This is a genomic window from Marinifilum breve (assembly GCF_003202155.1).
GTDB classification, from domain to species: Bacteria; Bacteroidota; Bacteroidia; order Bacteroidales; family Marinifilaceae; genus Marinifilum; species Marinifilum breve.
Map to the genome: position 1 here is coordinate 206,540 of NZ_QFLI01000007.1, position 12,560 is coordinate 219,099.

At 37.0% G+C, this 12,560-nt stretch carries 10 protein-coding genes; 8 read left to right on the forward strand and 2 right to left on the reverse strand.

From position 1 onward, the window contains the following. Positions 1-93: 93 nt before the first annotated feature. Positions 94-4,566, forward strand: coding sequence for a hypothetical protein (locus DF185_RS16035; protein ID WP_133250057.1), 4,473 nt, complete (start codon positions 94-96; stop codon positions 4,564-4,566). 306 nt (positions 4,567-4,872) lie between these two features. Here the strand turns inward: DF185_RS16035 and DF185_RS16040 are convergent, their stop codons facing one another. Further along, the gene (locus DF185_RS16040; RefSeq protein WP_110361774.1) at positions 4,873-5,070 is read right to left on the reverse strand and encodes a YwbE family protein; all 198 of its coding nucleotides are present in this window, start codon (positions 5,068-5,070) and stop codon (positions 4,873-4,875) included. Between the two features lie 171 nt (positions 5,071-5,241). Between DF185_RS16040 and DF185_RS16045 the strand changes: the two genes are divergently transcribed. After that, positions 5,242-6,591 carry a M60 family metallopeptidase gene (locus DF185_RS16045; RefSeq protein ID WP_110361775.1) on the forward strand — a complete coding sequence of 450 codons (1,350 nt, stop codon included), beginning with the start codon at positions 5,242-5,244 and terminating at the stop codon, positions 6,589-6,591. Positions 6,592-7,153: 562 nt separating this feature from the next. On the opposite strand, the gene DF185_RS16055 is transcribed toward DF185_RS16045, so the two are convergent. Next, positions 7,154-7,627, reverse strand: a complete 474-nt coding sequence (locus DF185_RS16055) for a hypothetical protein (RefSeq protein WP_110361777.1) — start codon at positions 7,625-7,627, stop codon at positions 7,154-7,156. 305 nt (positions 7,628-7,932) lie between these two features. Between DF185_RS16055 and DF185_RS16060 the strand changes: the two genes are divergently transcribed. The 6 genes from DF185_RS16060 to DF185_RS16085 all read left to right on the forward strand — a co-directional run bounded on the left by DF185_RS16060 (position 7,933) and on the right by DF185_RS16085 (position 12,483). Continuing rightward, positions 7,933-8,175: a putative signal transducing protein gene (locus tag DF185_RS16060; RefSeq protein ID WP_110361778.1), complete on the forward strand. Its 243-nt coding sequence runs from the start codon at positions 7,933-7,935 to the stop codon at positions 8,173-8,175. Positions 8,176-8,178: 3 nt separating this feature from the next. Further along, positions 8,179-8,631, forward strand: coding sequence for a hypothetical protein (locus DF185_RS16065; RefSeq protein ID WP_133250058.1), 453 nt, complete (start codon positions 8,179-8,181; stop codon positions 8,629-8,631). 15 nt (positions 8,632-8,646) lie between these two features. Continuing rightward, on the forward strand, positions 8,647-9,108 hold the full coding sequence (locus tag DF185_RS16070; protein ID WP_110361780.1) for a hypothetical protein: 462 nt from the start codon (positions 8,647-8,649) through the stop codon (positions 9,106-9,108). A gap of 6 nt (positions 9,109-9,114) precedes the next feature. Further along, positions 9,115-9,675 carry a transposase gene (locus tag DF185_RS16075; RefSeq protein ID WP_110361781.1) on the forward strand — a complete coding sequence of 187 codons (561 nt, stop codon included), beginning with the start codon at positions 9,115-9,117 and terminating at the stop codon, positions 9,673-9,675. 169 nt (positions 9,676-9,844) lie between these two features. Further along, the gene (gene ppk1, locus DF185_RS16080) at positions 9,845-11,950 is read left to right on the forward strand and encodes a polyphosphate kinase 1 (RefSeq protein ID WP_110361782.1); all 2,106 of its coding nucleotides are present in this window, start codon (positions 9,845-9,847) and stop codon (positions 11,948-11,950) included. A gap of 32 nt (positions 11,951-11,982) precedes the next feature. Continuing rightward, on the forward strand, positions 11,983-12,483 hold the full coding sequence (locus DF185_RS16085) for a SixA phosphatase family protein (RefSeq protein ID WP_110361783.1): 501 nt from the start codon (positions 11,983-11,985) through the stop codon (positions 12,481-12,483). Positions 12,484-12,560 lie beyond the last annotated feature (77 nt).

Here is a 12,560-nt window from a genome sequence, read left to right on the forward strand (position 1 = left end):
CTCATTGCACTTTATACTTTGAACTTATTACTTTCTCCTTATTTCTTGTTAAATTGCCTTATCACAATTCCTGATTGGGCAAAAACAAAACCTATGACTCTAAATTTTCGTTCTCTACTACTTATAATTACCTTTTTCTGTTCATTCAACTTATTCGGACAGTCTATAAAATCATTTCCACACGATTCCATTCAATTCCAGGAAGAATTCCTAAAATTCATGGATCACCCTAGTAAAAAAAAGGAAAGCAAAGCTTTTGCTGAACAATTCCCATCATTTTGGCTATCTCCAAATCTTAGAGCCGAAGAAAGACAAAAAATTTACCAGGTAAGTGACATCTTATTAAAGAAAAGAGCAAGATCTTTCCCTGATTTTTACAACTACTTTCAGACCTTAATGCTGTTTCAGCAACAAAACAGAAACGCAAGCGATTTCACAAACTGGCATTCCGGTTTTTTGCAACATGTAAGTGATAAGAAAGTAAAACTGAGCAAAAGCAAAGATTTTCTTGTTCAAACTCAACACCTACTGAACGACAGCATCATAAACAAATCGTACGCAGTTGAGTGGAAAGCAAAAAATGCTCAATTCAAATATACATTCGATGAGCAACTAAGTATTGAATTTGATAAAGCCAATTTGCTGTGCATCGCGCAAAGAGATACTTCAATCATTTACAATACCAAAGGAACATACTTCCCTTTCGAAAAGACTTGGAAAGGAAACAATGGAAAAATAAGTTGGGAACGAGCTGGAAAAGATATTAATACTGAATATGCCATATTCGATTCCTACCACCTCGATGCATCTAAATCGACATTTAGCATCGATACCGTTCAGTATTTCAATCCTGAGTTATCAGATAAAGCACTAAACGGAAGTCTGATTGAGAAAGCCATCAGAACCAAAGATCCCAAAAGAGCATTGTATCCCCGATTTGAATCCTTCGAGCACGAAATTAAAATCGACGAGATATACGAACATGTAAACTACAAAGGTGGAGTTGCCATACATGGTGCAAAATTTATTGGAAAAGGTAGTCCTGAACATCCTTCCGAAATTCAGATATCGAGAAATGACACCCTCTTCCTGGTAGCCCAATCGGAACACTTTGCATTCCAGAACAAACAAATTGCAGGTAAGGATACCAAAATCGAAATCTTAATAGATACGTGTAGAATCTATCATCCGGGTTTGTTGTTTAAATATTTTACTGAAAAGAAAGAATTGAACCTGTTTCGCGATGGAGAGGGCATATCAAAGAGTCCATATTTTGACAATTACCACAACCTGATTATGGATTTTGGTATGTTGGTTTGGCGATTGGATGAAAACATGATGCACTTTACCAAAATGAAAGGTGCTACCAAACGTCAGGCGCACTTCGAATCGACAAATTATTTCAGGATGAACCGATTCATGCGAATTCAAGGAATGGATGAACAAAATCCGTTGGTGCTGCTTCGCAAGTTTGCTGACTACATTTATGTAGAAACTTTCACTGCAGAAGAATATGCCAATTACATTAAAAAACCGGTAAATCAGGTTCGCCAGCAATTGTTTTCTCTTTCATTCCATGGGTTTGTAAGCTACAACATGAACACCGATGAAGTGACCTTGCAAAAACGATTGGACGACTACATCAAGAGTGGAATGGGACGCCAGGATTACGATGTGATTCAGTTTACCACACAAACAGAGGACAAAGAAGCAGATGCCATCTATTTTATTGGTAGTTCGAACCTACAAATTAATGGTGTGCGCCAAATTGCGGTGAGTGACTCGCAGAACGTAGTAATTTTCCCAAAGCATCGCAAAATTGTACTGAAAAAGAACCGCGACTTTGAGTTCGATGGCCGATTAATGGCTGGCTTGATCGATCTTCATGGTAAAGGATTCGATTTTTCCTACGACAACTTTAAGGTCGATCTAAAATCGATCGATTCCCTGCAAATGAATGTAGTAGTGGATTCCTTAAGTAGATTTGGCAAGCGATACACCAATTTGTTGGGTAGTGTAGTTGAAAACATATCGGGTGACTTGTTGATCGACGATCCGAACAACAAATCGGGAAATAAGAAATTTGCCGACTACCCTATTTTCAATAGTGTTGATTCCAGTTACGTTTTTTACGACAAGCCACACATTCAGGATGGCGTGTACAAACGTGATGAATTCTACTTTAAGGTAGATCCTTACACCATCACGAACATCAATAATTTTGATCGTTCTGATATTGAACTGGCAGGAACTTTTGTTTCCGATAGCATTTTCCCAAGCTTTAGAGAACCATTAACCATTCGAGAAGACAACTCGCTGGGTTTTGAGCACATCACACCAGCAAATGGTTTTTCCGCTTACGATAAAGGTGTTTTTACCGATACAGTTTTCCTTTCGAACCAAGGTTTAAGAGGTAGTGGTACGGTAAACTATTTGGTATCCGAAACCAAATCAACAGATTTCATTTTCCGACCTGAAGAAATGCATACCAATGCTGAAAGTTTCGAGTTGAAGGAACACGATACCAAAATGAACAATCCAGAAATAAACGGTAAGCAGATATACGTTCAATGGTTCCCATACAAAGATGAAATGTATGTGAAAAGTAGCGCCTTGCCACTAGACATGTACCAAAAACTGGCCACCTTATCCGGAACGCTTAAGATTACACCAAACGGTATCACTGGTATGGGAAATATGGAGTTGGTGAATGCGGAAATTAAATCGGATTACTTTACCTACAACCGCAAAAACATTTTAGCTGATTCGGCAAGTTTTAAAATTATAAATGCCGATTCAACAGGGTATTCATTCGAAACCGAATCAGTAAATGCAAACATCGACTTTGTAAGCCGTACGGGAGCTTTCGAAAACACCAATGCCGATAAGAAAAGTCTTTTCCCAGATAATCGCTACATGAGTTACATCAACAACTTTAAGTGGTATATGGATGAGCAGATGATCGATTTTGGGAAAGAAGATGAAGCGACACTTGCAGCGCTTTGGCAAACAGGAAAAATTGGTGATTTGGATGAGAAATCGCTCAATACATTTGTTTCCATCGATCCGAAACAGGATTCGCTAAGTTTTGTAACTCCACTTGCACGATACGATGCCATGGACAATACCATTTCGGCCAAGTTTGTAAAAAGCATAAACATTGCCGACGCCAAACTTTATCCAGACAGTGGTATTGTGAATATTGCAAAAGGCGGTAGAATGGAGACCTTCAGAAATGCCGAAGTGATTGCCGATACCATCAACCAATTCCATAGAATTTACAATGCTATCATTAATGTACATGGTAAAAACTCTTATTCCGGATCGGGATCGTACACCTACAAAACTGCGGATGACAAAGAGCAGCTGCTCACTTTCGATGTAATTGATGTTGACTCAACCGGCCAAACCATTGCCATGGGAAATATCACGGAAGAAAAAGCTTTTACATTAAGTCCTGAGTTCGATTACAAAGGAAAAGTGAAACTGGAAGCCAGAGATTCTGCCCTATTTTTTGATGGTCAGGCACACATACACAACAAGTGTGGACAGATTAAAGACAATTGGTTGGATTTTAAATCAAAGATCGATCCGAATGAGATATTGATTCCTGTAGAGCATCATGCAATAGACGATGACAGGTTGAAGCTGTACAACTCCTTCTTCCTGACCAACGATTCTATTCACATCTACTCATCCTTCCTATCGCGTAGAATTTTCTATACCGATAATGTTTTGCTCGATGCCAAGGGATACCTGACCTACAACGAGAAATTACAGGCCTATCAAATTGCAGAGAAAGACAAACTGAGAGATCCGAATATACAAGGAAGCATGATTTCTTTCTATCAGAACAACTGTAACATTAAAGGAGAAGGTAAAGTAAACCTGGGTGCCGAATTGGGACAGATCAAGCAAGTAGCTTCGGGGAATATTGAGCACGATTTAACAAGTGATATCGTTACGCTAGACCTTATTTATGGAGTTGATTTCTTTATGAACGATCAGGCCATGAAAATCATGGAAAATGATTTTGCCAATGCCACAATAGCAGTCAGCAAGCTCAACAAAAAGAACTACACCAAAAAGATTGCCGAAATCATGGGCAAAGCAAAAGCCGAAAAGGCCATGCTTGCACGCGATGAGAATGGCATATACAAAGAATTGCCTAAGGAATTGAAGCATACCATTTACTTCAATAACCTCGATTTTATTTGGGATAAAGAAGCCAAAGCCTATAATTCCATTGGTGATATCGGAATTGGAAACATCAACGGCAAGCAAATTAACAAGAGCGTTAAAGGCAAGGTGGAACTCGACAAAAAACGAAGTGGTAACAAATTGACCATCTACCTTGAGATTGATAAATCAACCTGGTATTTCTTCCAATACCATCATGGGGTAATGTTTGTGCGATCGTCAAACGATGAGTTCAACACCATTGTTACGGAAACCAAAGAGGACAAACGTGAGTTTAAAGATCCGTTGAAAAAGAATCCTTATTCCTACATCATTACACAACGCTCTAAAAAGACGAAGTTCTTGAAACGTATGAATTTTAAGTAATTTAACCACGAAGGCCACTAAGGTTTTTCACAAAGGAACACAAAGTGAAAACAAAAGCTTAACCACAAAGGATGCTCAAAGGTATTCACCAGGTTTCACAAAGGATAAAAAGATTTAGATTAAGAATGATTGGTCACAGAACCAGCATTTATACTAGATTTTCGCAATCCTATGATTTATAATTAAAAATAACGCCACACTCTATTAGAATGTGGCGTTATTATTTAGTGTATAAATCTAATTATTCTTCGTGATCTTTGTGAAAAACCTTAGTGCCCTTAGTGGTTAGAAAACTTTACGGTAAAATTATTTCACAATCTCCTGCACTCTACCCACTTGTCCACTTTCCAATCGCACCTTTATGCCATGTGGGTGTATGGCCGAATTGGTTAGCAAATCTTTCACAATCCCTTCAGTTAACTTTCCGCTGCGCTGATCTTCTTTTAAAACAATTTTCACCTTCAATCCAGGTTTAATGTTTTCTCTTTTATCTCCTTCGTTCATAATTTTGGTTTTTGATAGTCCCTTATACAAATGTAATGCGATTTTGGGAGATTATCATATTATGTTGGCAATTAAAAACATTGTAATTCATGAACGCAGTAACGCAACCCTAATTACTTTACTCCATCTATAAATTGTTATTTAATCACTTACTCTAAAAACATATTTTTAATGAAAAACATCCTCTACACACTCTTAGCTGCAGTTCTGATTTATTCGTGTTCCAATAATGATGATATAGATGGTATTTCACCCGAAGTTTCAGGAAATAATAAATTGCCTAAAGAACTTGCTGTTGATTCTTCACAAACATTTACCCAAATTATATCAGGTCAAGCTGAAGCCAGAAGATTAGGACTTCAATTTAATTTTTCTGATTTCGAACCTACGGGAGTTTACGCAAAGCCCAACACAACCTTAACTGTAAATGTCAGTTTACTTTCTGGCACTGATTATCCTGAGTTACTTGTAGGAACTTATTCTAGAGGTGACCATTGGAACAAGCAACCACAAAGTTATTTTCTTCAGTCTGGCATTAATAAAATAGAAGTTAATGGAGAAGGGGGAATGGTTTACGTCCGATACGTAAGCGATAACAATCCAAATGGCAAGGTTAAAATTGATTTTAATGATGGTTGGGAGCATAGCCCTCTGTATCAATACAAAAAAACAACAAATGCCAACTGGAAAAAAATGCTTGAGAGATTTGCTGATGTTCCAACAGCAACCTTGGTTGGTGAAAAAGAGTTTCTGGTAGTTTCGCGTGAAAAAGCAATCGAATATCAAGATGAGAATCAGGATGAATTGCTAAAGACAATAGATGAAATCGTTACCATCCAAAATAACTTAAGTGGTATGGACGGCTCTAAAGATATTCATAAACCAATGTCGCACAAAATACTTATGGTAGAATACACAGGCTCTGATTATTATATGTTTGCATATTATTACCGAACAGCTTACCGAAAGAGCGATGCAGTCCAATATATTCTTGATCCTAACATACTAAAAAGCGATGGTTGGGGACCTTGGCATGAATTGGGTCATATGCATCAAATGAGCGCCTGGACATGGAGCGAAATTATTGAAACCAGTGTAAACCTATACAGCTTGGCTGTAGAAAAAGAATTTGGTGTTACTCCGTCGAGGTACAAACGAGACAATCGATGGGAACAAGTAAAAAACTATCTTGCCTTGTCCGACGATCAAAGAAATTTTAATTCAGACAATGCTGATGTTTGGATTAGATTGGGAATGTTTTACCAGCTTCAATTGGCGTTTGGAGATGATTTCATTAAAAATTTACACAAGCATATCAGAGAAAAACAACCTCTTATAAACAATGACGAGGACAAGATGAGAACATTTATGCTTACAGCTTGTGAAGTATCTGGAAGAGATTTGTCTCAATTTTTCAAAAAATGGGGAATGAACTTCACCAATTCCAACGAAGTTTACGAAGAAATAGCCAATATGTGGCTGCTTGAACCAGAAAGTGACATCAGCTTAATCACCGAATAAATAATCATATTCAAACCAAACAAAAAGACGGCATTCATGTCGTTTTTTCTTTGATACCACCTTATTGACCTTGTAAATCCAAGCAACACCATGCTTCTCACAATCCGTTCCAAGCAACATGCCAAGCATCTTCAAGATGCTATACATATAATCCGAATAAAATACATCTACTAAAATCCAATAATCAAGATCTTAATTCATTAGTTAGGTTTCGAGGCTTTGAGCTCCGATTTCGAAGCTATTTTCTTCGGTGTCGAAGCTTTTTGCTCTGAAGCCGAAGCTCGGAGCTGTGAGATCGAAGCTTTTTACTCCGATTTCGAGGCTTTGAGCTCCGATTTCGAAGCTATTTTCTTCGGTGTCGAAGCTTTTTGCTCTGAAGCCGAAGCTCGGAGCTGCGAGATCGAAGCTTTTTACTCCGGGTTCGAAGCTCTGAGCTCCGATTTCAAAGCTATTTTCTTCGGTGTTGCAGCTATTTGCTTTGAACTCGAAACTCGTTGATATAAAAAGCCCCCAATCATTACAATCGGGGGCTTAAGCAATCCAAAACCGTTTATTTTACTTGTTATTCTTCGGCAGGCGTTTCCTTTTTCCTAGTTCCAGGAAAACGCTTCTTCAATTCTTCAACCGCCTCTGCAGCACCAGGTTGCCCCATAGCAGCAGCATTCTTTAACACCTTGTAAATAACTCTCGAGCTAGCATAAGCTTCGCTACCGGCCAAAACCATTGTATCATCAATTTCATTGGTAATACGGCTTAAAGGCGTTAAAAACTGACGTAGTGTTTTCACACTATCCAAATCAATTTGTGCCTCGTTAATATCAACAAAACCAGGAACAAATTCGGGATATGTTTGACCATATCCCAGAGATTTTTCAACAAACGAAACCGTTTTATCTCCCATTTTTGGCAAATCTCTTTTGTCATCAGGGATTAAGGTTTCTAGTTTGGGCTCCAAAATATCTTCTAATACTTTGATAGCATCATTAACCTGAGTTTTTTCCTCATCAGTTAATGTAAAAGAAATCTTATTCTCCATTTTACTTCTGTTAAGGTTATAAAATTATTCTGGATTGCTGTTAAGAGTATCTAATTTACAAAACATAAGCCCAAAACACACAAGTCTAATTATGTATTTCATCACTTTTAACATTAATTAACACACTATTTTATATCGATTAATTACAAACGCACAACAAACACATACACAATCCTATATTTCAAAAGCCATAACAACAATACAACAATTAACACACTATGCCCACCAACATTTTACGTTCAATTTACTTGTATATTATTTCATTAAAACTATCTTTATAAGACCACATAAAAAACGAAACATATATGAGCAATACAGAAAATACAATGATAGAAGTTTATACAGGACTTTCATGGGAAGTTGAAATGCTAAAGACAATTTTGGATGATCACAAAATCAATAGCTTTATTAAAGATGGTTATACCGGAACAATTGCCCCTCACCACTCTGGAGGTACTGCTGGTGCAGTAAAGCTTTGCATATCGAGTGGCGATTTAGAAAACGCTAAACCCATTATCGAGGAGTTTCTGGAAAACAAAACCGAATAGTACATGGACTCTCTAATGACAAAAATTTACGGACAGCGAATCTTGGATGGTGATTTGCTGTTCGATCATGAAAAAATCACTTTTCATACCAATCCAAAGGCAGCATTACTAAGTGCGATTGCAATGAGCTTGGTTACAGTAAGTAGTGCTTTCAACATTTATGATACTACTGGTGAATCGAGCATTAGTATCGCTTCGATTATAATTGGACTTATAGCAATTGTACTCGGAATATTTTCAGTGATTAAATATGTAGCGGAACGAAAAATTAACCTCATCGAATTTGCACCACAAGATATTGAAGAAGTTGCCATCAAAGAAATGGCAGATTCTTTGCGTATCAGCATACATTTAAACGACAATACCACCCACAAAATTGGCTGTGCGAAAGATCGCTATTCAGGCAAGTTGGTTCAGACTTTAAAGGATGCTAATGTAAATTTAACCTACTTATAATAGGATTATCAACTCATGAAAAACACACTAATCACTACATTAAAAGGTAGACCAATCCTAAAAGGAGAATTACTGTTTGACGATCACAAAATCAGTTTTAGAAATGATCCAGGTTTATTCCTAATAAACATCATTCCCTTAAGTTTTATATCCATATTTAATGGCTTAAATTGGTACAAAAACTTTTATAGTAAGGATCTTTTCGATCAAATTATTTATCCTTTGGGATTTTTTGTTGGTACATTCTTGGTATTGTTATTAATCATTAGATATCCTCTGGCAAAAAAGATGAACCAAGTTCAATTTAAGCCTGATGACTTAAAGTCTGTTATTATTGATAAAACAATCTATGGAATTAGTTTTACATTTCATTTACACAATAATTCAGAACACAAATTCAAGTGTAAACAAGACCGAAAAAGCGATAAACTAATCGCATTTCTTAAAGAATCAAAAGTAGAGATAATCAACGCTTAGGCAAGAATGTCTGCCAAATTCCAAAACAAATACAGAATTGATTCTACCCGATTGCAAAGTTGGGATTATGGCAGTAATGGTAAATATTTCATTACAATTTGCACCTGCGAAATGGAGCACTTCTTTGGCAGAATTGCTGATGAAAATATGTTTCTGAATGAATTAGGTGAATTGGCTGATAGCTATTGGCGAGAAATCCCTAATCATTTTCCATATGTGCATTTGGATGAATTTATTGTGATGCCCAATCATATTCATGGCATTTTGGTGATTGATGATCCTTATAATTGGAAAAATGTACAGACAAGGCAATGCCTTGTCTCTAACAAATCCTATCAAAATCCAGGGCGAAAAAGATTTCAAAACCAAGGAAATAACACCATCTCATCGATTATTGGATCATACAAATCAATTGTGAGCAGGCAGGCCCACAAAATCAATCCAAAATTTGAATGGCATACACGCTTTTACGATCATATCATAAAAGATCAGAAAGCATTGCAGCGCATTCGCAATTACATCAAATACAATCCCAAGAATTGGAGGGAGGATAAATATTTCGAATAATAATAGAAATGTCGATAGATGTATTATTGTACAGACGGCATTAATGCCGTCTCCAAGAAATTCCGATAATACCAAAATTCCCCACATCCATCGCAAATTCCTATCCAAAAGAACCAAAAAATTGATTATTTTTAATGACATAGATTTTTACACTTAGCAATATCAATACATGTCAAAATATCAATTCCTTAACCGTGATTTAAGTTGGTTATCTTTCAACAAAAGGGTGTTGGAAGTTGCCACAAATCCACAGCTGCCTTTATACGAGCGCATCAAGTTTCTGGCAATATACTCCTCTAATCTCGATGAATTTTATCGGGTACGTGTGGGTACTTACAAACGTTTTACCGAATTACCTCCTGAAGACAAGAAGAATTTAAGAGAGAATCCGGATAACATTCTAAAGAAAATTAATGCTGAAGTAGACAAGCAGCAAATTGAGTTTGGAAAGATATTTAGAGGTAATATTATTCCTGAGCTTCGTGAGAATAACATTATTCTGGTACAAGATGAGATGTTGTGCGAGGAGCATCACCAATTTGTAAAGGATTTCTTTTTGGAGAATATTCTGCCACATGCGCAACCAATGTTGTTGCTGAAGCAGCAGATTAAACCTTTCCTTCAGAACAACTCCATTTATTTGGCCGTTAAGCTTTACAAAAGAAGACACAAGAAGGAGGAGGAAAATGGAAGCAGTAAAAAACGAAGAGCTCGTTATGCAATTATTAAAGTTCCATGTCACCACTTCCCTCGTTTCATAGAATTACCTGAGGTAGATGGAAAGCACTACATCATGTTTCTCGATGATATCGTTAAACTAAGGATGAAGGTGCTGTTCCCAGGATATAAAATTGATTCAAGCTTTAGTTTTAAACTGAGTCGCGATGCCGATTTGTTGATTGAAGATGAATATTCGGGCGATTTGATTGAAATGATTGAACGAAGCCTGAAAAAAAGAGAAACAGGCTCTCCTTCTCGATTCCTTTACGATGAATCGATTCCAAATGGATTTCTTCGTTTTCTAAAAGATTCTTTCGATCTGCAGCCAAACGATATGGTTAAAGGTGGAAGGTATCACAACTTCCAGGATTTCTTTGGTTTTCCAAATCCTCTGTATCCTGAGTTGGAATTGGAACCCTATCATCCGCTAAGTGTTGAGGAATTAAAAGGAGAAACCAAATCTATCTTCAGGACCATTCGCAAGAAAGATAGAATCTTACACTTTCCTTACCAGTCCTACAAGTATGTTATCCGTTTCTTGAACGAAGCTGCCTTAGATCCTAAAGTGGAAGAAATTAAGGCAACCCAGTATCGTGTTGCCGATAATTCTGCTGTGGTTAATGCGCTGATCAATGCGGCACACAATGGTAAAAAGGTAACTGTTTTTGTTGAAGTGAAAGCTCGTTTCGACGAGGAAGCCAACCTGCGTTCAGCTCGCGAAATGCGTAAAGCAGGTATCAAGATTATTTACAGCATACCTGGGCTTAAAGTTCATGCAAAAATTGCCTTGGTAATTCGTAAAGATGACAAGAGAGATTATGCCTTCCTGAGTACAGGTAATTTCAACGAGAAAACTGCCAAAATATATGCCGATCATGGATTTTTGACATCAGATAAAGTCATGATTCAGGAAATGAAACAGCTTTTTGATTACCTTGAAAATCAAACTCCTGGTTATACATTCAACAAATTACTGGTTGGAAAATTCAATTTAAAAAGCGAATTGATCCGACTTATCGATCAGGAAATTGAAAATGCAAAGAATGGCAAAAAAGCTTACATTCTCTTAAAAATGAATGGTCTTCAGGAAAGAGAAATGATTACCAAACTATATGAAGCCAGCGAACAAGGTGTGAAAATTGATTTGCTTCTTCGAGGTATATGTTGCTTGAAACCAGAGCAGCCTTATTCTAAAAACATCAGAATCATTCGTATTGTAGATCAATTTTTGGAACATGCAAGGGTATTCTTTTTCCACAATAATGGAGAGGAATTGCTATATCTTTCATCGGCCGATTGGATGAATAGAAACTTGCAACGTAGAATCGAGTGTGCATTCCCAATTCACGATGCAGATGTTAAAAAAGAAATCATTCACATCTTAAAACTACAGTTATCTGATAACGTAAGTGCTCGTTACCTAAATGGCAAGCTGGATAATGTTCCAATTGAAAGATTAGATGGAGAAGCTGAAGTAAGATCTCAAATTGCCATTGCCGAATTCCTAAAAGAAAAGGAAAAGGCTCATAAAGAAAAAGAATCGGTAAAAGAATAAAGCAAAAACACAGTAACTTAAAATCCAATACTATGAAACGTTTATTTCTGGTGCGACATGCCAAAACAGAAGTCATTCGATACGACATTACTGATTTTCAAAGAAATTTGAAAGAGAGAGGTATTAACGATTCAAATCTTATTGCCAACAAGTTACTGCTAAAAGATGCCAAACCCGATTTGATGATATCCAGTACGGCAAACAGGGCCATTCAAACCGCTCGTTTGTTTGCCGATACCTTGGATTATCAGCAAGAATCTATCGTGCAGTTGGATGAACTGTATGATGGATTTACCACCCATGAATTTCTAGGAATGCTTGACCAATATGGCAATGAGAATGAATCGGTAATGATATTTGGTCACAATCCAAGCATTGAATACCTGGCCTTTAATTTAAGTGTTGAGTTCTACGAATATGTACCAACCTGCACCGTTATTGGCATCGAATTCGATGTTAATGATTGGAAAGATATTGAGGCCAGAACAGGCAAAGTTTGCTTGTACGAATTCCCGAAAAAATATAAAGGTTGAACAATTATGAATTATAAATGATGAATGATAAGCTTCAACTTTCAGCTTACTGCTTGTAGCTGTAGGCTGAAAGCTGA

Excerpts from the sequence above, each read along its gene's own strand:
- DF185_RS16035 (WP_133250057.1), top strand. The coding sequence starts at position 94 with ATGACTCTAAATTTTCGTTCTCTACTACTTATAATTACCTTTTTCTGT.
- DF185_RS16040 (WP_110361774.1), bottom strand. The coding sequence starts at position 5,070 with ATGAACGAAGGAGATAAAAGAGAAAACATTAAACCTGGATTGAAGGTG.
- DF185_RS16045 (WP_110361775.1), top strand. The coding sequence starts at position 5,242 with ATGAAAAACATCCTCTACACACTCTTAGCTGCAGTTCTGATTTATTCG.
- DF185_RS16055 (WP_110361777.1), bottom strand. The coding sequence starts at position 7,627 with ATGGAGAATAAGATTTCTTTTACATTAACTGATGAGGAAAAAACTCAG.
- DF185_RS16060 (WP_110361778.1), top strand. The coding sequence starts at position 7,933 with ATGAGCAATACAGAAAATACAATGATAGAAGTTTATACAGGACTTTCA.
- DF185_RS16065 (WP_133250058.1), top strand. The coding sequence starts at position 8,179 with ATGGACTCTCTAATGACAAAAATTTACGGACAGCGAATCTTGGATGGT.
- DF185_RS16070 (WP_110361780.1), top strand. The coding sequence starts at position 8,647 with ATGAAAAACACACTAATCACTACATTAAAAGGTAGACCAATCCTAAAA.
- DF185_RS16075 (WP_110361781.1), top strand. The coding sequence starts at position 9,115 with ATGTCTGCCAAATTCCAAAACAAATACAGAATTGATTCTACCCGATTG.
- ppk1 (WP_110361782.1), top strand. The coding sequence starts at position 9,845 with ATGTCAAAATATCAATTCCTTAACCGTGATTTAAGTTGGTTATCTTTC.
- DF185_RS16085 (WP_110361783.1), top strand. The coding sequence starts at position 11,983 with ATGAAACGTTTATTTCTGGTGCGACATGCCAAAACAGAAGTCATTCGA.